The organism is Marivibrio halodurans (assembly GCF_017963645.1).
Lineage (GTDB): Bacteria > Pseudomonadota > Alphaproteobacteria > UBA8366 > Aestuariispiraceae > Marivibrio > Marivibrio halodurans.
In genome coordinates this window covers 63,910-88,775 of record NZ_JAGMWN010000004.1, presented here as the reverse complement: position 1 = coordinate 88,775, position 24,866 = coordinate 63,910, and the positions used below count along the sequence as shown (strand labels likewise).

Below are 24,866 nucleotides of genomic sequence, written 5' to 3'. Positions count from 1 at the left end.
CCTGTCCTCCTCAGTGCCGCGTGGTCGTGTCTTGATCGGTTCGCCACGGCCTATCGCTGGCGTGCGTCGCGACATGCGACCGGAAGCATGCGTCGGCGCGTTGTGCCCACATCTCGCGCGCGGCCGGATCCGGTATCCGCGCGACAATTCGAGCAAGCCCGGAGAGCGTCAGGTCGAAGAAGCGCTCGAAGCTCGCGGTAACGTGGGCCGGATCGCCCTTCTCGAGATCGTTCCTCGAAACCAACCGCCCCCAAGCGCGCAGCACCGCGCATTCCGGACAATTTGGGTCATGCGCCATATCCACTCTCCTCGATGGTGAACTTATCGACCTCGTTGCCCCACGCGTCCCAGCCGGGCCGGCGCTCACGTGCAAATAGCTCGGCGCGCGGGCCAGGCGTCAGGCGCTCCAACCGGCGATAGGCTTCGTCGGGCTTGCGTGAATGTTCACGTAGCGGCGCGAAGAGGGGCTGTCGGACGTTCTTTTCCTCCCGACGCGGTGCGCCGATTGATGCCAGCAAACACATCTCCGGGTTAGCGCGTGTCCAGTACCCAAGGCCCATGGGGGCCAGCGCCTCGCCGATCTGGTTCCAGTCACGATCCTCGATCGCACGGTGGAGCAACGCTATGCGTGCGGACTGCCGGCCGAACAGGTCGAAGGTCTTCACCCAGGTGAAGCAAACCGTGACGAAACGGAAACCCCACGCGTCGAGCAGCGCCAGTCCTTCAGGCAACATCGAGTCGATCACCCACAGGGCGACCAGCGCGTCCGGGCGGGCTAAATCCATTACCGGCATCTGCGCCAACTGAGGCAGCGTCATCGTGTCGTAGGAGGCCGAACGATTGCGCCCCTGCTCCGACCAGGTCTCGAAAGCCCAAGGCGGGTCTATCGACAAAAGCCGGTAGTGCAGCGGCTTGAGGCCGCCCCAGGGCCAGTTCTTGGGGGTGGCGATGCTCATGATCGCGCACCCGTCCGGCCCTTGCGCGGCGCCTGATCGCCACGGCGATCGGCCTCCTTGCGCGCGCGCTCCCAGAGCGCCGCCGTGCTGGCGACGATGCCGTTGACCATCCAGCGGCCGCGTTGCCGCAGGGCCGGCGGCGCGCCGTAGACCTCGATGCCGCAGGCGCGCAAATACTCGACGGCCGGCGCGTCGGCGCCGAAATTCACGGATCGGCTCGCGCCTTTATCGCGGATATGCCGCTCGATCGCCTCGACCTCGGCCGTGCGCTCGGCTGCGGGGGTTGGCCCAGCGTCGGCGGGCGCGCGATGCTTGATCTCCGGCTGCGGCGGCGTGGGAGGCGACAGCGCTTCCTGGCCAACGGGATCGGGATCCGGAGATGCGACGCTGTTTGTTTCGAGCGATACAAACAGCGCGCGCTCGACCGTTTGCCACTCACAGATCAGCAGGCAGCAGATCTCGGCCGGGTCGAATCCGCCGTCATGCAATGTCCTGATCGCGTGCGCCTCATCCATCGATCAGCCCTCCAGATCCGCGCGATAGCCGTGTGCCTCGCGCGCGGCCGCCTCGGCGGCGTCGATCGCGGCGATCAGGCGCTCGCGCCCGCGTTTGTCTTTCAGGATTCCCCGCGCCTCCTCGCACAACGCGCGCACACGCCGCCGCGCCGCCCGATTCATCGGGTGCGCGGCCAACGTGGCGCTCCAAAAGAGCAACTCGTCGAGTAGCTCTTCGGAGGTATCCGGCGTATGGGCGAGGGCGGCGGGCATCGCTCAGGCCTTCCGCGCCTGGAACTCAACGCGACGACGAGACGCCTGAACCAGGGCCGGCCAACGGCTCTCAATCTCGGCTAGGACCGCCTCGGCCGCCAGAGCGCGACCTTCCATGCAGTCCAACTCGAACGCCACGTTGTGCGCGCGCTTCAATCCGACGATGCGCGTCCAGTTGTCCGCGTCGACCGCCGCCTGATACTCAAGCTGTTCGATCCTCTCCTCTTGCCACCGGACCTCTCTCTGGGCCTTGCGCAATTCCATGATGAGACCGCGCTCGCGACCGAGCTCGACCATCATGACGCAGGCTGGCTGATAGTCCTGCGTCTCGCCGAAATGATCGGCCGCCGCACCCGGCGACATGAACCGTTCACCACAGTGAAAGCACACCCAACCACCATCTGGCGCCTTGTATGTTTCCTGATGGGGCATGGCTCAGTCCTTCGCCGCCTCGGCTTGGCCGGCCGGTGTCGCGTTGTCGTTGTCATCGACGAGATCAAGGCGTTTAAGCGAGGCGAGAGTGGCAACCGCCCCGCCCCATTCGGACTGAGTCGCCAAGCCCCAATGAGAGCCACGACCAGCCGCAATGTTCTTCAGCATCCTCTTCTGAGGATCGCTGAGCCGGACGGAGGCTCGCTCATCTCCCGGCAGCGCGGCGTTGTCCAAGTGCACGTCACTCCGCCGGTGGATTTCCTCGATAGCCCAGAAGGCCCTAGCCGCAACGCGTTCGAGGACTTCGGCAAGGTCAAAGTCCGTGCGGACGGCGCCGACGTCGGGGCCGTCGTGGAAAGGCTGGATCACGTAGTCCGGGATGAGATGCCAATCGTCCGGCGGCATTGGGTCGCTATCCGCGACCATCGCGGCCCATCTCTCGACGGACAGACCAACGGCGGCGCCATCGTAAAAACGCGCCATGCAGCCGCTGCAAAGATCCTCGTCGGCCCAACAGCAGGGGGATCCATCCGGCTCGATGCAGGCGGTGATGTCCGTGCAGCCGCACATGCGGCACTCGCGGTCGATTTTCATCGCCCACCTCCCGCCGCGCTGTCGAGGATCGCCTGGGCCATCTTCTCCGCGTCGGATTCCTCGATCGCCACGAAGGGTTCGTCTGCGCCCTGGACGTACTTGACGCCGAGCCGCTGCAGGACCGCTTTCTCCAGCTTCTTGACCGCGCTCCTGACGATCGTGCGCTTGGTATCGACGAGCTGATCGACGCGATCCGGGAGCTGATTGTCGATGCGCGCGACGAGCGCGCTCTCGTCGCCGAGCTCCAGCGTGTCCTGCCCCTTCCGCAGGCCGAGCTTCACGCCGTAGATCGTGCGGCTTTTCGGCCGCGCGAAGAGCGACCGATTGCGGTCGATCTCGTCGGTAAGGGCCTTCTTGGCCGCCGCCTCCTGCTCGGCCGCCTCGCGGATGACGGCCGCGTGGCGCGCGTGGATCTCGCGGACCTCGGCCTCGACCTGGATCACGCATGCCTCCAGGACGTCGTGCGCGGACGCGAACGCTTGCGCGCGCGTCTCGATCTCCTCCAGCGCGGCGCTCTTCGCCGCGCCGCCGTCTTTTGCCGGGGTCTTCGCTTTCGCCTTAGCCATGGCGATGCCCTCCTTTCACGGTTGAACGGTTGGGAAAGAACAGCGTGCGCAGCCAGCGCAGCTGCTGGCGGATCGCGCGGAGGGCGGGATTGCGGCGGCTCATCGGCCGATCTCCCGTTCAAGCCGCCGCGCCATGTGGTCGAGCTCCTGGACGACGCGGCCCGGGTCGATGGCCGCGACGGCGGCCAACCGTTCGAAGATCGCTTGGTTGCCCCCCTCGACAGCCACAGAGGCGGCGGCGACGAGGTTCCGGGCGGCAACCTCGTTTGATATCCGATCGACCGGCATGCGCTCGCTAAGCTCGGCGCGCAGCGCGGTGACCGTCATCGCGAGGTCGCGATCGCCTCGACACTTGGCCGCCACGGAATCGCGCGCGAAACGCACCGTCGTGCGATCACGCCGAAACGCATTGCCGATCCGCGCCTCGCTATAGCCGGTAAGCTCCGCCGCGAGGTACATCGCGACCTGACGCGGCAGCACATAGACCGGCGAGCGGCTATCGATGAGGAGCTTGTCGACCGTCACCCCGAAACGCTTAGCGACGAGGCTCTGGATCTCATGGATCGGCAGCGTCGGGGCTTGTGTGTCGGCCGTGCTCATGCCGCACCGCCCGACCCGTCGGGGTCGTGATAGCCCGGCGGCCGGGTCAGCGTGCGCGGATCGCGCGGCGCGCGCAGGCCGCTGAAGTGCAGGCCGGCCGGGTCGCGACCCGGCACCGCCGTCTCCAACGCCCGCCGCTCCGCGAGATCGACGACATTGCCGGGGTTGTCGGCAGGTTCGTCCGTGCCGGCCGGCGGGCTCGCCTCGCCGTGGCGCGCGCGCAGATCGAGCGTATCCGCGACACCGACGACCGAGCGCAGCGCGTAGGCCAGACGGTCCTCGGTAAGCTCGCCCGCGCGCACCTGCTCGCCGACCGACCGGCAGACCGCGCGCAGCCGCTTGGCGAGACGACGATCATCTTCGGGATTCGTCATGATCGCCTCCCTCACGATGTCTCGTCGAGGCCGGCCAGCTGGCGCCAGGCTTGCTGTATGTGACCGATAGCCCGGGGCTCTTCCGCGCCCTGCGCCAGCAAGCCGGCGAGACGCATCGTCTTGGTAATGTTCCGCAGAGCGCCCGGCCGGCCGCCGATACGGTGCAGGAAACCGCGCTCCTGGGGATCGGTCACATTCCACGCGTCCGCGATTGCCTCGATGTCGGCCTTACGCAGCTTGTTGATGACAACACGCCCGCCGATTCGACTGACCAGCTGGGCGTACCGCCCACGGCCCGAGCTGCCCGAGAGCTTCCTGAGGATTTCGTGATTGCCGCTGAGCACGAGCCCAACACCGGCGGAATCGCTAAAGGATCGCAGTTCTTCCAGGATCTCCATCGTCGCGTGCTGCGCCTCATCGACGACCAGGAGACCTTCCTTGTCCTGCAGGTAGGATTCCAAACGCTGGCTCAGCAGGGCCGCGTTCTTCTCGCTGACACGCATCACCTCGCACATCTTGACCAGCAAGCCGTAAACCGACTTCACGCTGGGCGAGACCGTCAGCTTCCAGACGTTCGGCGTCGTCGCGACATACTGGTCGATGGCGCTTGTTTTGCCGACGCCCGGAACGCCGACCGCAATGCAGAGGTCCTGCGCAACATGCGCGTAGCGCAAAAGGGCCAGGACTTCGTTGGCGCTCGGCGTCGGGCGGAAGGACGGCACGTCCGGCAGCGTCGCCGTCACCGTGGCCGACGCCCTGCGCGAGTTGATCCAGCGACCGACCTCGCGAGCCACCCGCTCGTTGTCACCGGCGTACTTGTCGGTCGCGAAGGTCGAGAGCGTGCCGCGCTTGACGCCGCTCGTGCGCTCGATGTCGGGCCAGGACAGCCCCTCGGCCGCCTTGATCTCGTTCAGCTGCCGGCGGATCGAACCAACATCGACCTCGCCGGTTTCCTTAACCTGCTCGTTCATGTATCCCTACCTCCGTTGAGAGGGCCTTCGGCCCGGTTAAAGAGGGCGCGCGCGATGCCGGTCGCCGCGCCCTCGATCCTTGGCGGGCTAGTCGCCCACCGCGATCTTCGCGACGCCCTTCACGAAATTGAGCACCCGCGCATCGTCGTCCTCGTCGTCACGGGACCCGGCGTCGCTCGCCGGATCCGGCACGTGCTGAAAATGTCCGGCGACGACGACCGGACGGGTCTGCCGCTTTTTCTTGGGGGCTTCGGCGATCGGTTGGTTCGTGGCGTCCGCGTAAATCGATGCCCGCACCAAGGCGTCCATGCGCTGCTCGGCGTCGGCCTTGGCCTTCTCGGCCTTCATCATGCGGCTCTTGAATTTGCGCCACTCGCGACCGGACTTCGTGTCGTTGAAGCCGGCGGTGGGAAGCGACTCCGCCGCGAAGAGATAGCGGCCATCCAGCGAGTAGATATGGACGTCCGAGCGCAAATCCTCGGGGTCGTAATGGACCGCGACCTTGCGACCCGCCCATTGCGTCAGATGCTCGCACCAATATCGATTGCGGCCATGAGGACCCTGGCCCGCCTCGAGGGTGATCGCCCCGTCTCGGCCGTCGGCGCGCGCGACCTCGCGCGACAGCAGCAGCAGGCGACGCTGGCGATCGGACAGGACGCGGACGGGCTCATCCCCGATCGCGGCTTCCCATGCTTGGTCGAAGCTAAGAACACCGCCGCACGCTTGCGTCCGCCGCCCCGTCTTCGCGTTATGCCGCTCGACCTCATGGGCGATCACCGCGCGCAGCTCGTCTGACGAGATCGCGGTTGCCTTGCTATACCCCCGGTCCGTCAGTGCCGGGTTTGTCGCGACCATCTCGTGCAGACCGCCAATGCCGAACGCACGCTCGATCGGCTTGGCGCCGGGGTTGCCGGTCTCCTCGTCCGGATTGGTGAAGTGCGGGTCCATGCCGAGCATCAACAGCAGGCCGAGCCCATCCTCCGGGCCGTCCTTGAACCGTTTCCGGCCCTTCGCCCCGGCGGTCATCAGCTTGTTGGCGGCGACGGTCGTGTTGTCGATATAGACATGGGCCGGCGCGCAAACGCCGGTCAGGTCGTATGTGGCCAGCCGAAAGAGATCCGTGTTCTCGGTCTTATCCAGCCGCCACGCCAGGATGCGGCGGGTACGGACGTCCTGATAGAACCAAGCGGTCGCCGTATTGATGATCTCGCCGTCGGTGAAGCGCACCCATAGCCGGTCGAATTTGAGGCCGTCGCCATTGACCGCCTCGCCCGCGCCGAACACCGTGGCGTCGCGCCGCTGTGTCGGCATCCGCCTGGCCGCTGCCTCGGCACCCTTGCGGCAATAGATCTGAGTGATCTCCTCGACCTCGGAATCCATCCGCCGGACCAATGTTCGCGCGGTCGGGATCGTCCACCCTTTCGCGTCCGCGATCTTCTTCAGCCGATTGTATGTGTCCGCGTGGGTCGGTTTCTTGCGCGTCAGGTAGTGTCCTTTATACCAATCCCAGGCCTCCTGAGAGCATTGCGCGGTCTTCGTTCGACCGACATGACGAGGCGCCAGCGCCGGCAACCAATCGGAGCGTTCGAGCCCCGCGACCAGATCGAACCAGTTCCAAAGGGTTCGGGCGCTGATCCTCTTGCCTTGCTGCTTCCAATGGCGGGAGACCATATGGACCGCGCCGTTCTTGTTCATACCGCCACGCGTGAGGTCCTCGACCTCGTTCAGGACGGCGAGCCGCCATTTGGCGGTGTCTTGGGCGTTGCCACCCAACCGCTCGAAAATCTCCCACAAGGGATTCCGGCGCGGCGTATCGGCCGGCGCGGGCCGGAGTCGTGCCTCGGCCGCCAGTCGTTCATGGGAGTAGCGGTGGAGCAGGTCCTGCTGCGCTTCCAACGGGAGTAGGCTGTAGTGGTACTCCCAGCCGCCGCCTCGGCCGGCGCGCCTGCGCGCGAGCGAGTTGCCCGAGTGGGTACGGCGTCCCTGCCAGCAGTGCTTCTTGGCAAGAGCCAGGACGCCGCGCTGAGATTGTGGTAATCCCTCAAGCGACAAGCTCGCGAGGTCGGCGGTCGTCCACCACTCGATCAGTTCATACGCCCCGTTCACCTCGCGCCCGACAGTCATTGGCGCGCCCCCTTCCGAATGGTTCGGATGGCCACGTCGATCTCGCGGTCCTCTTCCTGCGCGATCGCGACCGCGCGATTGCGGCGGTCGAAGCGCATGCCGATTTCAATGAACGGCTTCAGCCGGTTCTCGATCACCGTCGTATCGAATAGCTCGGCACCGAGTTGCAGCAGTCTCGTGTCGCCGGTCACCTGCACCAGAGCCAGCAGGCGCAGGTAGGGAATCGTGTGCTCCTCGCGGCCTTGGCTCGCATAGGCGTTCAGCATGTTCTCGCTGACGTCCTCACCCAGCCACTCGCCCATCGCCCTGGCGACATCTGCGCGTGTTTGCTCGCAGTCCTTCAATGTCTCGGAGACGGCGCGCGAAATCCGGTCGCGGAGCGTGGCGGTGCGAACGCGCTCCTCCGCGTAGCGCTGCGGCTCCGGCGGTTGCCACGCCAAAAGGTCGAGCGTCCTGTCATCGCCGCCGCGCCGCGCCATCACTCATCGACCTCCCGGCGCGCCCCGATATTGTTCAGGAAGCGGTCCTGGTCGCGCTTGCCCAGACGCATGAATCCATCCACCAACCGCGCGACGGGATCACGCTCTTCGCCTTCGCCGGTCGCGGGGGCGCCGCTGAGCGCGCGGTGCGCCGCAGTGACGCTTCGCGCGCCACCCGACGCGATCACGCCGGCCAGCTGCCGCTGTATCTCAGGGCTGAAGCGCGCGAGGGATTCCAGTTCCTTCTGATTGTCGGCGATCGGCGATGCGCGAAGCGTGTCCGCAACATCGCGGTCGAGCCGCTCACCGATCGCGGCCTCGCGCTGGATCGTGCGGGCGGCGCGCTGCGACCGCTCGGCGATCACGTCGTACCAGGGCTTCAAGTCGCCATCGTTGGCATCTTGAAAATCGTCGCTGCGACGGTCCCCGCCGTGAGCCGCTTCCGGGTGCAATTCGAGATATACCCGCTTCAAGTCGGCAACGAACTGCGCGCGCTCCAGCTTCGACAGTTCGTTGCGCGTCAGGTTCTCCAGCAACTCGTCGCGGCGCAGCTCGAGCAGGTTCCCGCTGACGATAAACGCCGGGATATCTTCGCGGCCGAGCGACTGGAACGCGGTTATCCGGTGCAGGCCGGAGACGAGCCGGTACTTCTTGTCTCCGCGTAACTGACCGGCGACCTCGATCGGCACGCGCAGGCCGCGCCGGTCGATGTCCCGGGCAAGCGCCTCGACCGACGCCTGGTCGGCGGGCCGCAGGCGGTCGCGCACATCGATGTCGGCGAGCGCGATCATATGGACGACGGGCTTCGTGTTCATGCCGCGCCGCCGATTTCAACGGCACAGGGAGTTAGGGATTCGGCCATATCTTCACCGTGGCAGCCGCATTGTGGGCAGGCCCATCCATCAATCAGCTCGTGGCGAGCACCGAGCCAACCGCAATCGCACCGTAAGGCACTAACGGGTGAGGTCGGCTCGTCGGGATCGAAGGCCTTGGCATCGTCGGTGTCGTCGCCCGCTATCTCAGACGCGGGGCGTCCCGTGATGGCGTAGATCTTCTGCAATTCCGAGAGCGCGCCCTGGGTATGCTTGATCGCCTTGACCACTTCGTCGCCGATGTTTCCGGTGGTGTGGTCTCGACCGCGAATCCAGACATCCGCCAACTCGCGCTGCGCATCCTGAAGTTGGGCGAGGGCGCGATACGCCCAGTTCGCCGCGTATTCATCGTCGTTGTTCATGCCGCCCTCCGCTTTTGACAGTGACGCAGGCGGGGACGGTCCTTATAGTTTTCCGAGGGTTGAGGCTTCAGGCGCTCGCCCGTACGCGCATCGTAACGGCTGGGCCATAGCTGCTGTGGCGTCAGGCCAACGGCTTCGGCGAGCGCCTGCTCGCCGTGGACATGGGGATGCCGCGCCGTCTGGCGCGCGATCCCAGACTTAAGGCCGTGCAGCCTGTCCACGTCGGCGAAGGTCAGGCCCTTGCGATTCAGCAAGTACCGGACCTCTTCCGGGCTCTTGTCCGCGCGGACGCGCGCCATCCGTCTCTCCCTCGATCGTTCCGGCCCCGCCAGGCCGGATTTGTTTGGGGTGTCGTGTCTACGAACGGAGAAAGGGTAATCCATTTTTCTGGATCAAAACAATAGCAAAAACTGATCTATGTTCGATTTTATAGATCATTAATCACAGAAAATGGATTATATCGCCATATCAAATGGTTAGAGATAACTTGGAATCTGGATCAAAAGATGGAAAGGACGTTCCAGGTTTTCGTGAGGATCTTGGAAAGCGGATCCGGCTCGTAGAGCAGAAGTTCAAAAATAGAGAAGAGGCCGCTCGTGTGGCAGGCGTTGCGAAATCTACGCTCGCCAATTGGATTGCCGGCCTAGCCGATCCGTCTTTTGCCTCACTCGCTCGTTTAGCGAAGGCTACGGATACAAGCCTCGATTGGCTCGCTAGCGGGATATCGCAGACGCCATTAGTCTCTGCGCACGACGTGGAATCCGTTATCCTGCCACGCGTCGCAACCGAGCTCTCTGGCGGCCCAGGGTCGTTCCTCGACGGAAGCAATATCGTTGATCAGATTGGCTTCTCGAAGAAATGGTTGGCGGAGAGGCTGGGGTCCGTCGACGTCAGAAATCTTTGCATAGTCGGTGTCGTGGGCGATTCCATGGAACCAACGATCCACCAAGGCGACGATTTAATGATCGACATTTCCGTCACGTCTTTGCTGGACAATGCCATATATGCGATGCGCTGGGATGATGCGCTCGTGGTGAAGCGGCTTCAAAGACTAATGGACGGGCTGGTGATTATATCGGACAACTCGGCCTACAGTGACCAAACCATCGACCAAAAGCAGATGGACAGGCTTCATATTGTAGGTCGCGTCCGGTGGATCGGAAAGGTGATCTGAGAGGTGTCTCAGAGACCGCTCGGCGCCGGACGGTCACTGCAAATCCTACTGTCCGATCGAGGCAATGTCGCCGTGACTGCAAAACCAACGCCCGACCGCGCCGATCGCCCGGAACCCCAGCCATCCCGGTATTTCCCGCCCGATCCCGCCATATCCCGCCTCACTGCAAGATCATGTGTCCCCTAACAGTTCTTGGGGTCGTTCTTGCGGGGGCCGCCTTCCGGTCACGGGCCGATGTCCGCGATTCCGAAAAGGCGATTTCGGGGGAGGCTATTTCGGGGAGGGAGCGTCGGTCTGTTGGCGTTTCTTGTCGTAGTGATCGCGCGTCCAATTCATGTGGGCCCGCATGGCGGCTTTCGCGCGCTCCGAATCACCGCTGGAGATGGCATCGACGATCACCCCGTGCTGATGCATGATCATGCGATCGTCGGCCGGCGTGCCGAAGAGTTCGGTGCGATGATAGTGCAGCATTTCGCTCAAGGTCTCCCGCACGACCGAGAGCACATGGCGATAGACGATGCTGTGACTTGCCCGCGCCACCGCCATATGGAAGGCCACGTCGGCGCGGGCCTTGTCTTGCGGGCGTGGCGCGTTGTCGGTGCGCATCTCGGCGAGCGCGCGGTTGAGCAGCGCGAGGTCGCTCTTGGTCGCGGCGGCTGCGGCCTTGCCTGCGGCCCAAACCTCCATTTCCGCGCGCAAATCCATGAGGTCGAGCAGGTTCGTCCTGTCGATCCGCACCAGTTCCGCAAGCGCCGGGTCGGCGTCCCCGGCGGTCTTGACGACCCGTGTTCCGCCCCCTTGAACGGCGATCAGGAAGCCTTGCGCCTTCAACCGCTGCAGGGCCGCGCGCACGGAAACCCGACTGACGCTCAACTCCTCGGCCAAGCGGCGTTCCGAGGGAAGGCGGTCACCAGCGCTGATATCGCCGGATGCCATCATCTCCAGAATGTCGGCGGCCACCCGGTCGGCGACGCTTTCCCGGCCGGCCGCCACACATAGCTCGCCCGTGGCCGCGCTTTTCAGAGTTGCATCCTCCATACCGACTCCCGCCTATTTTTCGGGCAGGATACGCCCGTGCCGTCGCCAAGCCAAGCGCACCCGTAAATCGTCCTTGACAGGGAACGAAACCTTTAGCGGATCAGGAGCCAGATGCGCGCGACCTCGTTCGTGCTCGCATCGGCCAGGTCGGCGATACGCCGGAAACTGACCCCATCGCGCAGCAGGCCGGCGATCAAGCGGAAGCGATCTTCCGACGAGGGGCGATAATTGCTGGGCCGGTAGCGGGGCGTCATGTTGTACCGGCCAGGGCGGGCGCCCCCCTCCGGTTCAGGCTTATAACCGCGTCGCCTTGCATCGCGCTTGGCCTGTTCGAAGCGTTCCTTCTCCGCACGCTCATAGGCCGCGTTCATTCGGGTCTGGCGGGCGGCCCAGGCCTCGAAATCGCGTTGCCGGGCGGCGCGCTCCTCGGCATCGATGCGGCCGTCGTCCCGTTCCGGATGGGTTTCCAGGATCGCTTCGTCGAGCGACATGCCGTGCAGGGCGGCCATGCGTTCCGCCGCCTCGCGGGCGGCCGCGCGCTCGCCCTCGATCGTCGCGCGTTCCATCACACCGACGATCTTGCGGAATCGCTCGCTTTCCCTGGGCTCGAAGCGTTGCATCGACGGACCGTTCACTCTCCTGAAAGGGATGCGCCTAAGGTAGCGTCCGATTCGACGCTTCGCCAGGGACATGGGATGCATGAATCGGTTGGAGAAGGGCTTTCATGGGGCGGCGCGTCCGCTATGATCGCCCGCGCCATGAGCCATTCAGCCCACGACAGCACGTCCCCCGGCGGTGCCGGTCAACATCCGCCTCTGCTTCTGGGGCCGGACGACCCACCGCCTTTCGAGACGGTGAATCGGGAGGGCGGCGCGCCCGCCGTGATATGTTGCGACCATGCGTCGAACCGGGTGCCGGCATCCTTGGGCGATCTGGGGGCGGTCGCGGCCGCGATGAGCCGTCATATCGCCTATGATATAGGCGCGGCCGGGGTGGCTCGACGGCTGGCGGCGTTGCTGGATACGCCGGCGGTGCTTTCCGGGTATTCGCGGCTGGTCATCGATTGCAATCGCGATCCGGAGGATTTCACCGCGATCCGGGAAATCTATGACGGCACGGTCATCGCCGGGAACCGGCGTCTGAGCGAGGCCGAGCGGCAACAGCGCGCCGATCTGCTGTTCCACCCCTATCACGATGCACTGTCCGAATGCATGGCGCGGAAGGCGGCGGCACATGGGCATCCAGCCCTGATTTCCGTTCATAGCTGCACGGACATCTTCCAGGGGGAGGCCCGCCCCTGGCATATCGGGGTCCTGTCGAACCGTGACCGGCGCATGGCCGATCCGGTGATCGAAGCACTCGCCACGGCGAACCCCGATCTTACCATCGGCGATAACAAGCCCTATTCCGGGCTGCTGGCCTTCGGCTATACGGTTGAGACCCACGCCCTGCCTCAGGGGCGGCCGAATATTCTGTTCGAGATTCGCCAGGACCGGATTCGCACGGAAGAAGGGCAGGCACGCTACGCCGGTATCCTGGCGGATGCGTTGCGTCCACTTCTGGCGCGGCGCGATCTTCTCACCCCCTTCGCGTAAGGTGTGAACGGCCGGGGCTGACGCACCGGCGCGAGTCGCCTTAGAGTGAGCCATCGGCGGCGGCTGCATCCGATTTCGGATGGGCCCTATTCGGTGAGGGCGGATATGGCGGCGAGTAGGACCTCGGGCGACGGCGAGGACTTCACCATCGGCATCGAGGAGGAATATCTCCTCGTAGATCCGGCGACGGGCGACCTCGCCGGCCGGGCGGAAGTGCAGGAAGCGGTGATCGAGGAAGTCGGCCGCGAGATCGATGAGAGCATCGGCGCCGTCACGCCGGAATTCCTGAAGGCGCAGGTCGAGGTCGGCACCGCCGTCTGCCGGTCGATCGGGGAGGTGCGGGAGAAGCTCGCCCGGCTGCGCGGCGCGGTCGCCACGGCGGCGCGCAATCAGGGGTTGGCGGCGGTCGCGGCCTCGACCCACCCGACGGCGCAATGGGCCTCCGTCCAGCATACCGACAAGGAACGCTACAACATGCTGGCGAACGACCTGCAGGGGGTTGCCCGGCGGCTCGTCATCTCCGGCATGCATGTCCATGTCGGCTTCGACGATGACGAGCATCGAATGGATCTGCTGGGCCAGATCGCCTATTTCCTGCCACACCTGCTGGCGCTCTCCACCTCCAGCCCGTTCTGGCAGGGCTCCGACACCGGGCTCAAATGCTATCGCCTGGCGGTCTTCGACGAACTGCCCCGCACCGGTCTGCCGGAACGTTTCGAGAGTTGGAGCGAATATGCCCGCCACGTCCAGATTCTGGTCGATGCCGGCTTGATGGAGGATGCTTCGAAGATCTGGTGGGATGTCCGCGCCCATTGGCGCTTCCCGACGATCGAGATGCGGATTCCCGACATCTGCACGCGAATGGAGGACGGCATCGCCATCGCCGCCCTCTATGCCTGTCTGCTGTCGATGTTGCAGCGCCTCAGGCGCTCCAACCAGCGCTGGCGCATCTATTCGAACATGTTGATCCAGGAGAACCGCTGGCGCGCGCAGCGTTATGGCTTCGACGAGGGGTTGGTCGATTTCGGCGTGGGGCGCATCGGCGCCTTCGACGGATTGATCGAGGAGATCCTGGAACTGACCCGGCCGGATCAGGAACGGCTCGGCTGCGTGCGGGAGTGCGAGCATGCGCGCACCATCCTGGCGCGCGGCACCTCGGCCCATAACCAGTTGCGCGTCTTCAATGAAGCGCTCGCCGCCGGCGCGGACAAGCAGGCGGCCCTCAAGGCGGTCGTCGATTGGTTGATCTTGGAGACGGTGGCGGATTTGTGAGGGGGGCGACCTGTGGGCGCCTTCCGCCGCGCCCCGGTGGTCTCTTGGTTACTTTTTGTTAACCATTGACGCCCATCTTGCCTTACGAGGGAAATTTCCTTGGATTGGGGGCTTTGGATCGGAGGCTGCGGTGACGCGGGCATCCACTCAGATAATCGGCCTGTCCGTGGATAAGCTGATTGATCGACCGCATTTCGAGACCGTGCGCGAGCGCATGGGGCGGGGTGTGTTCGCCCCCGCCCTGCGCGAGGTCGTTCGCCAGCTCTGGAAGCTCGCGCGGGGAATGGACGAGGCGGAGGAACTCGGTGCCGCGCGGCGCCGGGTGAAGCAGATTCTCGTGATCTCGGATCGGTTCGGTCTGATGGCCGTCAATCGTCGGGCACAAGCTATCATGCGCGCGACCGCCAACTTCCCGCGAGAGGGGGCGTCCCCGCCGGAATCGGAACCGCTTTGGGAGAAGCTGCGGGAGGCGCTGTGGGACAGCCAGGCGCTGATCGAATCCGGGCGGTTGGACCAGGAAGAACTGGTTCCCGGTTAAGGAAAACCTCCGCGTCGCCGTCGGCTCTGTCGGCTTGGCCGACCCGCGAACGATCGATCCTCCATCGGTGCGCCGTCAACTGGTCGGGGGATGGTGCAGGCTCACCACGAAATCGTAGAAAGGGTCCAGCCGGTCATAAGCGATGCGCATGCGCCGGCCGCCATTAGTGAGCGCGCCCCACGCATTGCCGGCGTGGCCGAAGCGGCCGATATTGGTTCCCAGCCCTTCGAACAGCATCGGCGCGGCCACCAGGAAGCGTTGAAAAGGGGTCGGATCGTTCCGGCTGGTCAGCGCCTCATAGGCATCCTCGTAACGCTTCAATAGAGTGGCGCACCGCAGATAGCTCCGTCGGATCAGCTTTATCGACTGCTCCCGCCGCTGCTTCATGCCGGCCAGGGTTTCCGGATCGATCTGGTGGGCGTCCCGGGGCAGGGAATCGATGCTGCCCAGCCACCGGAAGAAGTCATGATGTTCCTTCAGCAGGCCATTGAATAGGAACTCATAGTAGCTGATCCCCTTCCAGGCGAACAGCACACGCTCCATCTCCACTTCGTCGATCTTGAAACTCTCCAGCAGTGACCGCGACTGCTTGTCGAGCCTGGTGGTCCAGATGGCTTCCGTCATCGAGGCGGTGATGGAGCGTTGACGCGATTGAAATGTTTCATCGCGTCGCGGATGCCGGCCCTTGTTAGCCTCTCGGGTATCGACCGGCTCCTCCATCCGCAGGGCCAGGGTGACGAGACGGCTCGCGCGTCGCTCGATCACCTTCCGCACGCCGAGGGAGGTGAGTTCGTCCACCTCGAAATAGGCCGTGTGGATCTTGCGGTACCGTTCCAGCTCTGGCCGGAAGGCGAGCAGGATGAAGGGATCGAATGTAGGAACGCGGCAGAGCACGTCGAGCACGGCGCGGTCGTGATCCGTAAGGTCGATCCGGCCGATGCCGCCATACCATTTGGCCAGCGCGGCCAGCAGCTTGTCGGGCTGGGCCGTGCTGGATACGCCGCCCTGGAGCGGGTCGCGCGCGTCGAAGGCGAGCATGACGCGGGTTTGCGTCTCGAACTCTCCGTCGCCGCCGTCATCGGTGGATTCCTTAAAGAAGATCGAATTCTGCAGCAACGCGATGTCGAACAGCGCGGGCCCCGGTTCGCTCTCTCCCTCGTCCTCCGCTTCGTCATGGCGGGCGGGCTTCCTTCTGCGCGCCGCTGCCGGAAGCGCCACGATCTCCGGCGGGGGCGGCGCCAGAATCGCCGGCTTGAAGCACAGGAACTTGCCGGAGGAAAGCAGGGTTTCCAGATCGTCCTTGTCCATGATGCCCGCCGTCGTGATACCAAGGGTCATGCATGTCGAATGACCTCGCATGACGCCGCGCAGAGTACCCGAATCGGGGCTCGGTGCCAGTCCATGCGTCACCCACCCGCCTATCGTCGGCAAGGGCGGGCGGGCTTGGCGATGTGGCGGGTGGCGCCTATGTCTAGGGAATGAGGACGGATAAAGCACGTGATCAAGGGAGTGACGGCGCGATGAGCGAGATCGACGATCGGACCCGTGTGGAACTGGAGGCCGCCGCCTTCCGCCGCTTGCGCGACCATTTGCGGGAGCGCACGGATGTTCAGAATATCGACCTGATGAATCTCTCGGGCTTCTGCCGCAATTGCCTGAGCCGCTGGTACGGCGAGGCGGCGGCTGAGCGCGGCCTGGAACTCTCGAAGGACGAGGCGCGCGAGATCGTCTACGGCATGCCCTACGAGGAATGGAAGGTGAAACACCAGCTTCAGGCGACGCCGGATCAGGAAGCGCAGTTCGCGGCGTCGTTCAAGGATAATCCCTAAGCGGGAACAAGCCTATCCCGCTTCAATTCGGGCAATGGGGCGTCGGCATCACACCGCGACCGAATGGCGGGGCGCCCGGTCGGTCGCGGCCGCCGCCGGGGCAGGGGTGCCCAGATAGGCGTCGAAGCATGCCGCGATGCGCCGGACGAACGGGCGGCCGCTGTCGCTGACGATCAGGCGGCCGGCTTGAACCAGGACGAGACCGTCCATGATCATGGGGGCAAGGCGCGCGCATGCGTCCGTGAAGGCGTCCGCGGGCTTGCCGTGCGCGTGGGCGAGGGCCGGAAGGTCCACCTCGAAATCGCAAAGCAGCCGTTCGATCGCCGCGCCCATCAGACGGTCGTCCCCGGATAGGGCGTGACCGCGCGCGGTCGCGAAGGCGCCGTCGTCGATCGCGGCGAGATAGCGTCCGGTCGCCGCGTCGTTCTGGACGTAACCTTGCGGCAAGCGCCCGATGGCCGAGGCGCCGATGCCGATCAAGGTTTCGGCCCCGTCCGTGGTGTATCCCTGAAAGTTGCGCCGTAATGCCCCCCGCGCCAGCGCGCGGGCCATCGGGTCATCGGGACGCGCGAAATGGTCGAACCCGATCGGCACGAAGCCCGCATCCATGAGCGCCGCGGCCGCCGCCTGGGCTTGCGCCAAGCGTTCGCTCGGACCGGGAAGGGCGGCTTCGGGGATCATGCGCTGATGGGGGCGCATCCACGGAACATGGGCATAGCCGAAAAGAGCGATCCGATCCGGCTCCATACGCAGGGCCTGGTCGATCGTCGCCAGGACGTGCGCGGTTGTTTGATGCGGCAGCCCGTACATCAGGTCGAGATTGAGCGAACGGACCCCCGCGATCCGCAGTTCCTCGACGAGGGCGGCGGTCTCCGCCAGCGGTTGGACGCGGTTGATGGCGTGCTGAATCGCCGGGTCGGCGTCCTGCAGGCCGAGGCTGGCCCGTGTCACGCCGGCGTCTGCCAGGGCGTCGACGGTGGCCGGCCCGATGTCCCGGGGGTCGATCTCGACCGCGAACTCGCAGTCCTCCGTCCGGGCGAAGTCGCGGTCGATCATCCGTGCCAGACGCCCGATGTCGTCGGGAACCAGCAGTGTCGGGGAGCCGCCGCCCCAATGGATATGCGCGACCGGCAGGCGCGCGCCGCCCGCGGCCTCGCGCACCATCGCGATTTCCCGGTCGAGCCGGTCCAGATAGGCGGCGACCGGCTCGTACCGCTTGGTGATCTTGGTCTGACACCCGCAGAACCAGCACAGGGTGTCGCAGAACGGGATGTGGAAATAGAGCGAGACCGTCCGGTCCGCCGGCAATTGCCCGAGCCATTCGCGATAGAGCGCCGCATCGACCGCCCCGTCGAAATGCGGCGCGGTGGGGTAGCTCGTATAGCGTGGCACCGGCCCGCCATATTTGGAGAGCAGCAGGTCGGGCGATTTCGGGGGCAGGCATGTTGCTATGGTCATGACGCGCATAATGCCGTCACGGCGGCCCGCCGCCTTGATCGAGATCAAGCACGCCGGTGGAAGCGAGGGCGCGTCGGCCGCTTGATGCCGGGGATGCGGATCGATAGTCTTCGGCTTCGCGCGCGAACACCCTTCCACGGTCGTCGCGCCACATTTTCATCCGCCCCAGGAAAGAGGCCCGAGAAGCGATGTCCGAGACCGCCGGATTGCCCAATGCCGACCCCAAGGAACAGGACGGCGATACGCCCGTCTCCGAGACCCCGACCGGCCAGCGCCTGCGCAGCTTCATCGAGCGCGTGGAACGGCTGGAGGAGGATAAGAAGGCGATCGCGGAGGATATCAAGGAAGTTTATGCCGAGGCCAAGTCGCAGGGCTTCGACGTGAAGACCATGCGCAAGATCGTCAGCCTTCGCAAAAAGGATCCGGACGACCGGGCGGAAGAGGACGCGCTTCTCGACACCTATATGTCGGCCCTGGGCATGCAATAGGGGCAGGGGCGCTCGGGGAAGAGAGGGCCGGGGAAGAGACGGCGCGCGGCGCGGTTGTCCCGGCCGGTCAATCGACCGCGAGAACCGCGCGGAAATTCTCCGCGAAGGCACGGGTACCTGATGCCCCCATGCTCTCCGCCCCCGGCAGGGCCGAAAGCGATCGGTCGATATCGCGATGCAGGCGGGCGGTCCAGACGGGCGCGCCCGCTTCCTCGTTCCGGGCGAGTTGATCGAGCGATCCGTCCCCGGCGGCCTCCAGGCTCGCATGGTCGAGCGGGTTCATGCGAAAATCACGCGGTGCGATCAGGATGTCGGCTTGCATCTCGCCGCCTCGGCGTTGCGCGGCCGCGCGGCCGTCGGCGACGAGGGTGAAAAGTTCCTCGATGTCGACATTCTCCACCCCGATACAGCCCTCCGTGCCCGCCGGGCCGCCGCCGTGGATCATGATCGCGCCGCCGAGATCGTCGGTGCCGCGCCCCATGACGGTGGCGCGCTCGCGATCGAAACGATTGGGGTAGGCGATCCGGATCGAGAGATATTCGATCGAGTTGGGGTTGAGATAGTCGAGGGCATAGAGCCCTTCGGGAACCCGCCGATCGCCCGCGGCGCGCTTCGGCCCCTCATAGGCGGCGCGCATCGGACGGGGCCCGGCGACCATGTCGTAGCTCTTGATGAAGCGCAGATCCTCGCCGTCCGGGTTGTTCGAAGCGAAGAGGTCGAGCCGACCCTCCTCCTTGAAGGCCGCGAGGCGGATGCGTGCCGGCGGATAGGCGATGTCGGCCCGGGCGAAGCCCTCCGCCAGGCGGGCGCGCGCGCCGGCGCCGACATCGGCCAGCCGGCTGGTGACGGTTTCCAACTCGCGCGGTTCGATCGGCGTGCGCATCGCGTCGACGAGCATCACGGGCCCGGCGACGGCGAGCGCGAGAAGCGAGGCGATGGCGGTTCCACGAAGCATTGTCATGGGCGCCATGCTGCCCGCGAAGCATGGCATGATGCGGGATGATATTCGGGCTTTTTCGGGGCGGCGCGCTTTACACCGCGTCCCCGATCAAGTCGTCCTCAGGGCCGGGTGGGTGAGTATCGGGAAATCGCCGGGCGTGTGGTCATTACGGGCGAAGTCGCCGACAACCTCGGGATCGCGCGGCGGCTCGGCGCGCGCATCCTCCAACCACCGCCGCACCAGCGGGGCCGCGATCAGGGCGTCGACATAGGCCGAGACGTCGAGCGATACCGGGATTCGGTAGGTATAGAAGCGCATCGCGATCGGCGCGAAGAAGGCATCGACGATACCGAACCGGCCGAACAGGAAGGGACCGTCCCGCGCATCGCGGGGAACCATGAAGCGCGGTCGCCAGAGGGCCTCCAACTGCGCCACGTCCTCCAACACGGCGCCGGGGGTTTTCCGTGTCTCGAATCGTTGACTGACATTCATTGGGCAGGCATCGCGCAGGGCCTTGAACCCGACCGCCATGCGCACCGCCATCATGCGGGCGAGCGCGCGGTCCTGCCGGTCCTCCGGCCAGAGACCGGCGTCCGGCGCGCATTCAGCCACATATTCGGCGATCGCCAAGGTTTCCGACAAAACAAGACGGCCGTCATGCAGGGCCGGGACGGTGGCCCCGGGCGAAGCGTTCGCGAGTTTCTCGCGGAAGCCCGGTTCGCGCAGGCGAATCATCTCCTCCCGGAAGTCGAGGCCGGACGCGGCGAGGACAAGCCAAGCCCGCATCGACCAGGAGGAATAGGTGCGATTGCCGATATGGAGCGTCAGGGCGTGGTCGGTCTTGGAGGCGGGGTCAGGCATGCGGCGGACCGATGGGTTCTTGACGATTTTCCGACACTAGGCGCGGTGTTCGGCGTTGTCGAGGGGCGCCCTCCACGCACACGAAAAACCCGGGACGGGTTCCTGTCGCTCTCGCGGGAAACCGAGCCCGGGTTTCGTGATCTCATGATCGGTGCCGTCTTGTTCTCCCGACGGCGGGGATCGGTCAGCCGTCAGGCCGCCAACGAGGAATCGTTCCAGGCGCTGGTCTGCTTACAATTCGAGCAAACCCGCTCACCCGGCCAAGCGCTCTTGAATTCGCTCTGGCACATAAGGCATTTGCGCGTCTTCGCCTCGTACTGGCGGTCCGACTCGGGCTTCTTGTTTTTGCTTGAATCGCTCATCTTCGGATCCGTCTCCATTGCTTTTGGTGCGATCGAGAAAGCCTGCACCGTGGGCAACTCTCCACGATCGAAACTGCTAGGACACTTATCTGAAACAGATTTGCCTCACCACTTCGCTTTCCGCACATCGACCTTGCAGAAAACGCATGGCAAACGCTCCAAACCCCGCGTCGTTTGCATATCTGTTCTGCCGACCCAGCGCCCGTCCAGAGCCTCGTTATGCTCATTGAAATGGCGGCCGGAGGCTGGGAGGCGGAATATAGGGCTTTGTCCGGCCCTTGACTAGGGGTTAGGGGCAGGAATCATTCCGTCTGTTATCCTAACGTTCGGAGGCGGGGTCTCTCGAACGAAACCGGACAATTTGGTAATCGGGCGGGCGGGAGCTTTCATATGGCCCGACGGCAGGTTCCGGTTTTCACCAATAGCGCAGCGCGCCCGTGAAGAGGTCGGTCAACTCGGCTTCGTGCACCGGCCGGGGTGCGTTGTCGAGCAGCCGGCGTTGCGGCGCCGCCTTGGAGACGAGGCGCGGCACGTCCGCTTCGCCATAGCCGACGCCGGACAGGCCGTTCGGCATGCCGGTGGCCTTCATCATCTCGATGATGCGGTCGGCCAGCGCGTCGCCCGCCTTGCGGGGGTCGAGGCCCTTGACATCGGCGCCCATCGCCTTGGCGCCCATCAGGTGGCGCTCCGGGCAGGCCTTGCCGGTATAGCGGAAGACCGCCGGGGAATTGACGATGACGGAGATGCCGTGGGGCACCATCGGCTCGTTGGTGGCCCAGCCTTCCGGCACGTAATCCTCCACCAGCCCGGCGACGGCATAGCTCATCGCGTGCGGTACATGACAGCCGGCATTGCCGAATCCGATGCCCGCCAGCATGCCGGCGAACATCAGGGCCTCGTAATCCTCCTTGCGCGGGTCGTTGACCGCGCGCACGAGATGGTCGCCGACGAGACGGATCGCCTCCTGGCAGGCCAGGTCGGAATAGGGGTTGGCCCCTTGGCTCAAGGGGCGTTTCTGCGGATCGTCGGCTTTCGGGCGTTGGGTATAGGGGCGGGCCGTCAGGCTTTCGAAGGCGTGGCTGAAGACGTCGAAACCGTTGGCCGCGATCACCGGCGGCGGCAGGCTTTCCAGCACCGACGGGTCGAGCACGCCGAGCGCCGGACGCAGCCGTGCATTGGCGATGCCGGTCTTCGCCTCCATCTCCAGCAGGTCGAAGATCGCGATGCCGGTGCATTCGCTGGCGGTGCCGAAGGTGGTGGGGCAGGCGATATGCGGTGCCAAGGGCCCCGGCACCGGCTTGGCCGCCCCGATCGGCGCGTTCACATAGGCCAGAAAGTCATCCGGATAGCTGGCATAGAGATTGGCCGCCTTGGCGGTATCCATGGTGGACCCGCCGCCAAAGGAGACATAGCCGTCGAAGTTCCCCGCCGCCGCGAAATCGGCGGCCGCCTTGAAGGAGCGGTCGGTCGGCTCGACCTCCAGATCCTGATAGACGGTGACGTGCATGCCGGCGGCTTCCAGCGACGCCGTCAGCGTCTCCATCCCCGGCAGGTCGGCCGTCTTCGGGTCGGCGAACAGCGCGACCCGCGTCATGCCCAGTGCCTTGGCGTCGCCGCCGACCTCCTCCAGCGCGCCATAGCCGAACTTGATCTTCGGCGCCTCGACGGTGAAGGCCGTGTCGCCGCCGTCGGTCGGCATGAAATAGGGGTTCAGGGCCATGGCGTTTTCGCTCCCGTGATCATCGCGCGGTCCGTTTGTCGGACCGTCATCGTCCACCAACAGGATTCCATGCGCCGCGCGCCGGGGCAATGCGGGTTTGAGCACTCCGCCGCGGCTTGACGCCGAAAATATTTTAAGCTTAAAATATTTTCATCGATCGCGTTACGTGAAGGGAAGCCTCCCATGAAGATCACCTGCATCGGCGGCGGGCCCGCGGGCCTCTACTTCGCGATCCTGATGAAGCTCCAGGACGATGCCCACGACATCACGGTGGTGGAGCGTAACCGGCCCTACGACACCTTCGGCTGGGGCGTCGTGCTGTCGGACGAGACGATGGACAATTTGCGCGACAACGACCCGGTCAGCGCGGAGACCATCCTGTCCGAATTCGCGCATTGGGACGATATCGACGTGCATTACAAGGGAGCCTGCGTCACCTCCGGCGGGCATGGCTTCTCCGGCATCGGGCGCAAGCGGCTGCTGAATATCCTGCAGGCCCGGGCGGAAGATCTGGGCATCGCCCTACAGTTCGAGACGGAGGTCGAGGATATCGAGGCCTATGCCGATTCCGATCTGATCATCGCCGCCGACGGTATCAACTCCAAGGTGCGCAACCGGTTCGCGGATGTGTTCGAGCCCGATATCGACGTGCGGCGGAACAAGTTCGTCTGGCTCGGCACGCATAAGGTTTTCGATGCCTTCACCTTCATCTTCGAGGAGACGGAGGCCGGCTGGATCTGGGCGCACGCCTATAAGTTCGATGGCGAGACCTCGACCTTCATCGTCGAATGCGCGCCTGAGACATGGGCGCGGCTCGGCCTCGACACGGCGGTTCAGGAAGAGACGATCCGCCGGTGCGAGGAGATTTTCCGCCCCTATCTCGACGGCCACGGTTTGATGAGCAATGCGCGTCATCTGCGCGGCTCCGCCTGGCTGAATTTCCAGCGGGTCTCCTGTAAGCGCTGGCGCCACGGCAACATCGTGCTGATGGGCGATGCGGCGCATACGGCGCATTTCTCCATCGGGTCGGGCACCAAGCTCGCGATGGAGGATGCGATCGACCTCGCCGCCATGCTGAAGGCGGGGGTGATCGAGGGGCGCCGCCCCCTGGACGATGTGCTGAAGGAATATCAGGAGGCGCGTCGGCTGGAGGTGCTGCGTATCCAGTCCGCCGCGCGCAATTCCACCGAATGGTTCGAGGACATCGAACGCTATTTCGGCCAGGACCCGATCCAGTTCGCCTATTCGCTACTGACCCGCTCGCAACGGGTCAGCCACGAGAATCTGCGCCTGCGCGACCGTGCCTGGCTGGAGGGGGCGGAGCGCTGGTTCGTCGGCAAGGCCACGGGCCGCGAGACGCAGCGCCGCGTCCCGCCGATGTTCGCGCCCTTCCGTTTGCGGGATATGGAATTGGTCAATCGCGTCGCGGTCTCGCCGATGTCGATGTATTCGGCGACGGACGGGCTGATCGACGATTTCCATCTGATCCACTATGGCGCCCGGGCCCAGGGCGGGGCGGGCCTGATCTTCACCGAAATGACCGACGTCAGCGCCGAGGGGCGGATCACCCCCGGCTGCGCCGGCCTCTATACCGACGCGCACGAGGCCGCCTGGACGCGTGTCGTCGATGCCGTCCACCGCCAGGGCGAGGCCAGGATATGCCTGCAGCTCGGCCATGCCGGGCCCAAGGGCTCGACCCAGCGCGGTTGGGAGCGGATGGACGCCCCCCTGCCGGAGGGGAATTGGGAGATCATCGCGCCCTCCGCCGTTCCCTGGTCGCCGGAAAATCAGGTGCCGCGGGCCATGACGCGCGCCGACATGGACCGGGTGACGGCCGATTTCGTCGCGGCGACGGAACGCGCGGCGCGCGCTGGCTTCGACATGCTGGAACTGCACTACGCCCACGGCTATCTGATGAGCGCCTTCATCACCCCGCTGATGAACAAGCGCACGGACGATTATGGCGGATGTCTCGAAAACCGCCTGCGCTATCCGCTGGAGGTCTTCCGGGCCGTCCGGGCCGTCTGGCCGGCGGAGAAGCCGATTTCGGTGCGTATCTCCTCCAATGATTGGGTCGGCGATTTCGGCATCACGCCGGCGGAATCGGTCGCGATCGCGCGGCATCTCAAGGCGGCGGGCGTGGATATCGTCGATGTCTCCGCCGGCCAGACATCGCCGGACGCGAAGCCGGTCTATGGTCGCATGTTCCAGACGCCGTTCTCCGACCGCATCCGCAACGAGGTCGGGATTCCCACCATGGCCGTCGGCAATATTCACGCAATCGACCATGTGAATTCCATCCTGATGGCGGGTCGCGCGGATGTCTGCTGTCTCGCGCGGCCGCATCTGTGGGACCCGTACTGGACGCTGAAGGCGGCCGCCGCCCAGGGGTACGAGGATATCGCATGGCCCAGGCCCTATCTGCCGGGCAAGGCGCAGATCGAACGCCTGATGGAAAAGCAGCAGCAGGCCGATGGCGGCTTCCGGGTCTAGG

General features: G+C 65.2%; 30 protein-coding genes. 7 read left to right on the top strand and 23 right to left on the bottom strand.

Going from position 1 to position 24,866, the window contains the following annotated elements; translation table 11 throughout:
* Positions 1-10: 10 nt before the first annotated feature.
* The 15 genes from KAJ83_RS09635 to KAJ83_RS09565 all read right to left on the bottom strand — a co-directional run bounded on the left by KAJ83_RS09635 (position 11) and on the right by KAJ83_RS09565 (position 9,396).
* Complete coding sequence (locus tag KAJ83_RS09635) at positions 11-298, bottom strand: hypothetical protein (RefSeq protein ID WP_210681858.1); 288 nt, start codon at positions 296-298, stop codon at positions 11-13.
* Positions 288-956 (bottom strand): MT-A70 family methyltransferase, encoded by a 669-nt coding sequence (locus KAJ83_RS09630; RefSeq protein WP_210681857.1) that lies wholly within the window; start codon positions 954-956, stop codon positions 288-290. The genes KAJ83_RS09635 and KAJ83_RS09630 overlap by 11 nt, the downstream gene beginning before the upstream one ends.
* A complete protein-coding gene (locus tag KAJ83_RS09625) occupies positions 953-1,471 on the bottom strand; it encodes a hypothetical protein (protein ID WP_210681856.1) in 519 nt (172 codons plus the stop codon). The genes KAJ83_RS09630 and KAJ83_RS09625 overlap by 4 nt, the downstream gene beginning before the upstream one ends.
* 3 nt (positions 1,472-1,474) lie before the next feature.
* Positions 1,475-1,723: a hypothetical protein gene (locus tag KAJ83_RS09620; RefSeq protein WP_210681855.1), complete on the bottom strand. Its 249-nt coding sequence runs from the start codon at positions 1,721-1,723 to the stop codon at positions 1,475-1,477.
* A 3-nt stretch (positions 1,724-1,726) separates the two neighbouring features.
* Complete coding sequence (locus tag KAJ83_RS09615; protein WP_210681854.1) at positions 1,727-2,155, bottom strand: hypothetical protein; 429 nt, start codon at positions 2,153-2,155, stop codon at positions 1,727-1,729.
* Positions 2,156-2,158: 3 nt separating this feature from the next.
* Positions 2,159-2,749 (bottom strand): hypothetical protein, encoded by a 591-nt coding sequence (locus KAJ83_RS09610; protein WP_210681853.1) that lies wholly within the window; start codon positions 2,747-2,749, stop codon positions 2,159-2,161.
* A complete protein-coding gene (locus KAJ83_RS09605; RefSeq protein ID WP_210681852.1) occupies positions 2,746-3,315 on the bottom strand; it encodes a host-nuclease inhibitor Gam family protein in 570 nt (189 codons plus the stop codon). The genes KAJ83_RS09610 and KAJ83_RS09605 overlap by 4 nt, the downstream gene beginning before the upstream one ends.
* A 99-nt stretch (positions 3,316-3,414) precedes the next feature.
* Entirely contained in the window at positions 3,415-3,915 is a 501-nt protein-coding gene (locus tag KAJ83_RS09600; RefSeq protein ID WP_210681851.1) for a helix-turn-helix domain-containing protein, read from the bottom strand.
* Positions 3,912-4,289 carry a hypothetical protein gene (locus KAJ83_RS09595; protein ID WP_210681850.1) on the bottom strand — a complete coding sequence of 126 codons (378 nt, stop codon included), beginning with the start codon at positions 4,287-4,289 and terminating at the stop codon, positions 3,912-3,914. Before KAJ83_RS09595 ends, KAJ83_RS09600 begins: the two co-directional genes overlap by 4 nt.
* Before the next feature lie 11 nt (positions 4,290-4,300).
* Positions 4,301-5,260, bottom strand: a complete 960-nt coding sequence (locus tag KAJ83_RS09590) for an AAA family ATPase (RefSeq protein WP_210681849.1) — start codon at positions 5,258-5,260, stop codon at positions 4,301-4,303.
* 87 nt (positions 5,261-5,347) lie between these two features.
* Positions 5,348-7,384: a transposase domain-containing protein gene (locus tag KAJ83_RS09585; RefSeq protein WP_210681848.1), complete on the bottom strand. Its 2,037-nt coding sequence runs from the start codon at positions 7,382-7,384 to the stop codon at positions 5,348-5,350.
* A complete protein-coding gene (locus tag KAJ83_RS09580; RefSeq protein ID WP_210681847.1) occupies positions 7,381-7,863 on the bottom strand; it encodes a DNA transposition protein in 483 nt (160 codons plus the stop codon). Before KAJ83_RS09580 ends, KAJ83_RS09585 begins: the two co-directional genes overlap by 4 nt.
* Positions 7,863-8,678 carry a ParB N-terminal domain-containing protein gene (locus KAJ83_RS09575; protein WP_210681846.1) on the bottom strand — a complete coding sequence of 272 codons (816 nt, stop codon included), beginning with the start codon at positions 8,676-8,678 and terminating at the stop codon, positions 7,863-7,865. The genes KAJ83_RS09580 and KAJ83_RS09575 overlap by 1 nt, the downstream gene beginning before the upstream one ends.
* Positions 8,675-9,097 (bottom strand): hypothetical protein, encoded by a 423-nt coding sequence (locus KAJ83_RS09570; RefSeq protein WP_210681845.1) that lies wholly within the window; start codon positions 9,095-9,097, stop codon positions 8,675-8,677. The genes KAJ83_RS09575 and KAJ83_RS09570 overlap by 4 nt, the downstream gene beginning before the upstream one ends.
* Complete coding sequence (locus KAJ83_RS09565) at positions 9,094-9,396, bottom strand: helix-turn-helix domain-containing protein (RefSeq protein WP_210681844.1); 303 nt, start codon at positions 9,394-9,396, stop codon at positions 9,094-9,096. The genes KAJ83_RS09570 and KAJ83_RS09565 overlap by 4 nt, the downstream gene beginning before the upstream one ends.
* A 188-nt stretch (positions 9,397-9,584) precedes the next feature.
* Here KAJ83_RS09565 and KAJ83_RS09560 point away from each other — a divergent pair, with 188 nt between their 5' ends.
* Positions 9,585-10,271 carry an XRE family transcriptional regulator gene (locus KAJ83_RS09560; RefSeq protein ID WP_210681843.1) on the top strand — a complete coding sequence of 229 codons (687 nt, stop codon included), beginning with the start codon at positions 9,585-9,587 and terminating at the stop codon, positions 10,269-10,271.
* Between the two features lie 270 nt (positions 10,272-10,541).
* Here the strand turns inward: KAJ83_RS09560 and KAJ83_RS09555 are convergent, their stop codons facing one another.
* The gene (locus KAJ83_RS09555) at positions 10,542-11,309 is read right to left on the bottom strand and encodes a FadR/GntR family transcriptional regulator (RefSeq protein ID WP_210681842.1); all 768 of its coding nucleotides are present in this window, start codon (positions 11,307-11,309) and stop codon (positions 10,542-10,544) included.
* 92 nt (positions 11,310-11,401) lie between these two features.
* Positions 11,402-11,929 (bottom strand): hypothetical protein, encoded by a 528-nt coding sequence (locus KAJ83_RS09550; RefSeq protein ID WP_210681841.1) that lies wholly within the window; start codon positions 11,927-11,929, stop codon positions 11,402-11,404.
* A gap of 138 nt (positions 11,930-12,067) precedes the next feature.
* Between KAJ83_RS09550 and KAJ83_RS09545 the strand changes: the two genes are divergently transcribed.
* From KAJ83_RS09545 to KAJ83_RS09535, 3 genes are all read left to right on the top strand, one after another.
* Positions 12,068-12,904, top strand: a complete 837-nt coding sequence (locus KAJ83_RS09545; protein ID WP_210681840.1) for an N-formylglutamate amidohydrolase — start codon at positions 12,068-12,070, stop codon at positions 12,902-12,904.
* 105 nt (positions 12,905-13,009) lie between these two features.
* Positions 13,010-14,176 carry a carboxylate-amine ligase gene (locus tag KAJ83_RS09540; protein WP_210681839.1) on the top strand — a complete coding sequence of 389 codons (1,167 nt, stop codon included), beginning with the start codon at positions 13,010-13,012 and terminating at the stop codon, positions 14,174-14,176.
* A 130-nt stretch (positions 14,177-14,306) separates the two neighbouring features.
* Positions 14,307-14,714 (top strand): hypothetical protein, encoded by a 408-nt coding sequence (locus KAJ83_RS09535; RefSeq protein WP_210681838.1) that lies wholly within the window; start codon positions 14,307-14,309, stop codon positions 14,712-14,714.
* Between the two features lie 75 nt (positions 14,715-14,789).
* Here the strand turns inward: KAJ83_RS09535 and KAJ83_RS09530 are convergent, their stop codons facing one another.
* The gene (locus KAJ83_RS09530; RefSeq protein WP_210681837.1) at positions 14,790-16,052 is read right to left on the bottom strand and encodes a hypothetical protein; all 1,263 of its coding nucleotides are present in this window, start codon (positions 16,050-16,052) and stop codon (positions 14,790-14,792) included.
* Positions 16,053-16,234: 182 nt separating this feature from the next.
* Between KAJ83_RS09530 and KAJ83_RS09525 the strand changes: the two genes are divergently transcribed.
* Complete coding sequence (locus tag KAJ83_RS09525) at positions 16,235-16,543, top strand: DUF1244 domain-containing protein (RefSeq protein WP_210681836.1); 309 nt, start codon at positions 16,235-16,237, stop codon at positions 16,541-16,543.
* 48 nt (positions 16,544-16,591) lie between these two features.
* On the opposite strand, the gene hemN is transcribed toward KAJ83_RS09525, so the two are convergent.
* Complete coding sequence (hemN, locus tag KAJ83_RS09520; RefSeq protein ID WP_210681835.1) at positions 16,592-18,001, bottom strand: oxygen-independent coproporphyrinogen III oxidase; 1,410 nt, start codon at positions 17,999-18,001, stop codon at positions 16,592-16,594.
* 188 nt (positions 18,002-18,189) lie between these two features.
* On the opposite strand from hemN, the gene KAJ83_RS09515 reads away from it, so the two are divergent.
* A complete protein-coding gene (locus KAJ83_RS09515; protein ID WP_210681834.1) occupies positions 18,190-18,489 on the top strand; it encodes a DUF2312 domain-containing protein in 300 nt (99 codons plus the stop codon).
* 67 nt (positions 18,490-18,556) lie between these two features.
* On the opposite strand, the gene KAJ83_RS09510 is transcribed toward KAJ83_RS09515, so the two are convergent.
* From KAJ83_RS09510 to KAJ83_RS09495, 4 genes are all read right to left on the bottom strand, one after another.
* A complete protein-coding gene (locus KAJ83_RS09510) occupies positions 18,557-19,444 on the bottom strand; it encodes a L,D-transpeptidase family protein (RefSeq protein ID WP_210681833.1) in 888 nt (295 codons plus the stop codon).
* Positions 19,445-19,537: 93 nt separating this feature from the next.
* The gene (locus KAJ83_RS09505; protein ID WP_210681832.1) at positions 19,538-20,290 is read right to left on the bottom strand and encodes a glutathione S-transferase; all 753 of its coding nucleotides are present in this window, start codon (positions 20,288-20,290) and stop codon (positions 19,538-19,540) included.
* A gap of 191 nt (positions 20,291-20,481) precedes the next feature.
* Positions 20,482-20,652: a hypothetical protein gene (locus KAJ83_RS09500; RefSeq protein ID WP_210681831.1), complete on the bottom strand. Its 171-nt coding sequence runs from the start codon at positions 20,650-20,652 to the stop codon at positions 20,482-20,484.
* 415 nt (positions 20,653-21,067) lie between these two features.
* Positions 21,068-22,372, bottom strand: coding sequence for a hydroxyacid-oxoacid transhydrogenase (locus KAJ83_RS09495; protein WP_210681830.1), 1,305 nt, complete (start codon positions 22,370-22,372; stop codon positions 21,068-21,070).
* A 183-nt stretch (positions 22,373-22,555) separates the two neighbouring features.
* Here KAJ83_RS09495 and KAJ83_RS09490 point away from each other — a divergent pair, with 183 nt between their 5' ends.
* Positions 22,556-24,865: a bifunctional salicylyl-CoA 5-hydroxylase/oxidoreductase gene (locus KAJ83_RS09490; RefSeq protein ID WP_210681829.1), complete on the top strand. Its 2,310-nt coding sequence runs from the start codon at positions 22,556-22,558 to the stop codon at positions 24,863-24,865.
* Position 24,866 lies beyond the last annotated feature (1 nt).

Excerpts from the sequence above, each read along its gene's own strand:
- KAJ83_RS09635 (WP_210681858.1), bottom strand. The coding sequence starts at position 298 with ATGGCGCATGACCCAAATTGTCCGGAATGCGCGGTGCTGCGCGCTTGG.
- KAJ83_RS09630 (WP_210681857.1), bottom strand. The coding sequence starts at position 956 with ATGAGCATCGCCACCCCCAAGAACTGGCCCTGGGGCGGCCTCAAGCCG.
- KAJ83_RS09625 (WP_210681856.1), bottom strand. The coding sequence starts at position 1,471 with ATGGATGAGGCGCACGCGATCAGGACATTGCATGACGGCGGATTCGAC.
- KAJ83_RS09620 (WP_210681855.1), bottom strand. The coding sequence starts at position 1,723 with ATGCCCGCCGCCCTCGCCCATACGCCGGATACCTCCGAAGAGCTACTC.
- KAJ83_RS09615 (WP_210681854.1), bottom strand. The coding sequence starts at position 2,155 with ATGCCCCATCAGGAAACATACAAGGCGCCAGATGGTGGTTGGGTGTGC.
- KAJ83_RS09610 (WP_210681853.1), bottom strand. The coding sequence starts at position 2,749 with ATGAAAATCGACCGCGAGTGCCGCATGTGCGGCTGCACGGACATCACC.
- KAJ83_RS09605 (WP_210681852.1), bottom strand. The coding sequence starts at position 3,315 with ATGGCTAAGGCGAAAGCGAAGACCCCGGCAAAAGACGGCGGCGCGGCG.
- KAJ83_RS09600 (WP_210681851.1), bottom strand. The coding sequence starts at position 3,915 with ATGAGCACGGCCGACACACAAGCCCCGACGCTGCCGATCCATGAGATC.
- KAJ83_RS09595 (WP_210681850.1), bottom strand. The coding sequence starts at position 4,289 with ATGACGAATCCCGAAGATGATCGTCGTCTCGCCAAGCGGCTGCGCGCG.
- KAJ83_RS09590 (WP_210681849.1), bottom strand. The coding sequence starts at position 5,260 with ATGAACGAGCAGGTTAAGGAAACCGGCGAGGTCGATGTTGGTTCGATC.
- KAJ83_RS09585 (WP_210681848.1), bottom strand. The coding sequence starts at position 7,384 with ATGACTGTCGGGCGCGAGGTGAACGGGGCGTATGAACTGATCGAGTGG.
- KAJ83_RS09580 (WP_210681847.1), bottom strand. The coding sequence starts at position 7,863 with ATGGCGCGGCGCGGCGGCGATGACAGGACGCTCGACCTTTTGGCGTGG.
- KAJ83_RS09575 (WP_210681846.1), bottom strand. The coding sequence starts at position 8,678 with ATGAACACGAAGCCCGTCGTCCATATGATCGCGCTCGCCGACATCGAT.
- KAJ83_RS09570 (WP_210681845.1), bottom strand. The coding sequence starts at position 9,097 with ATGAACAACGACGATGAATACGCGGCGAACTGGGCGTATCGCGCCCTC.
- KAJ83_RS09565 (WP_210681844.1), bottom strand. The coding sequence starts at position 9,396 with ATGGCGCGCGTCCGCGCGGACAAGAGCCCGGAAGAGGTCCGGTACTTG.
- KAJ83_RS09555 (WP_210681842.1), bottom strand. The coding sequence starts at position 11,309 with ATGGAGGATGCAACTCTGAAAAGCGCGGCCACGGGCGAGCTATGTGTG.
- KAJ83_RS09550 (WP_210681841.1), bottom strand. The coding sequence starts at position 11,929 with ATGCAACGCTTCGAGCCCAGGGAAAGCGAGCGATTCCGCAAGATCGTC.
- KAJ83_RS09545 (WP_210681840.1), top strand. The coding sequence starts at position 12,068 with ATGAGCCATTCAGCCCACGACAGCACGTCCCCCGGCGGTGCCGGTCAA.
- KAJ83_RS09540 (WP_210681839.1), top strand. The coding sequence starts at position 13,010 with ATGGCGGCGAGTAGGACCTCGGGCGACGGCGAGGACTTCACCATCGGC.
- KAJ83_RS09530 (WP_210681837.1), bottom strand. The coding sequence starts at position 16,052 with ATGACCCTTGGTATCACGACGGCGGGCATCATGGACAAGGACGATCTG.
- KAJ83_RS09525 (WP_210681836.1), top strand. The coding sequence starts at position 16,235 with ATGAGCGAGATCGACGATCGGACCCGTGTGGAACTGGAGGCCGCCGCC.
- hemN (WP_210681835.1), bottom strand. The coding sequence starts at position 18,001 with ATGACCATAGCAACATGCCTGCCCCCGAAATCGCCCGACCTGCTGCTC.
- KAJ83_RS09515 (WP_210681834.1), top strand. The coding sequence starts at position 18,190 with ATGTCCGAGACCGCCGGATTGCCCAATGCCGACCCCAAGGAACAGGAC.
- KAJ83_RS09510 (WP_210681833.1), bottom strand. The coding sequence starts at position 19,444 with ATGCTTCGTGGAACCGCCATCGCCTCGCTTCTCGCGCTCGCCGTCGCC.
- KAJ83_RS09505 (WP_210681832.1), bottom strand. The coding sequence starts at position 20,290 with ATGCCTGACCCCGCCTCCAAGACCGACCACGCCCTGACGCTCCATATC.
- KAJ83_RS09500 (WP_210681831.1), bottom strand. The coding sequence starts at position 20,652 with ATGAGCGATTCAAGCAAAAACAAGAAGCCCGAGTCGGACCGCCAGTAC.
- KAJ83_RS09495 (WP_210681830.1), bottom strand. The coding sequence starts at position 22,372 with ATGGCCCTGAACCCCTATTTCATGCCGACCGACGGCGGCGACACGGCC.
- KAJ83_RS09490 (WP_210681829.1), top strand. The coding sequence starts at position 22,556 with ATGAAGATCACCTGCATCGGCGGCGGGCCCGCGGGCCTCTACTTCGCG.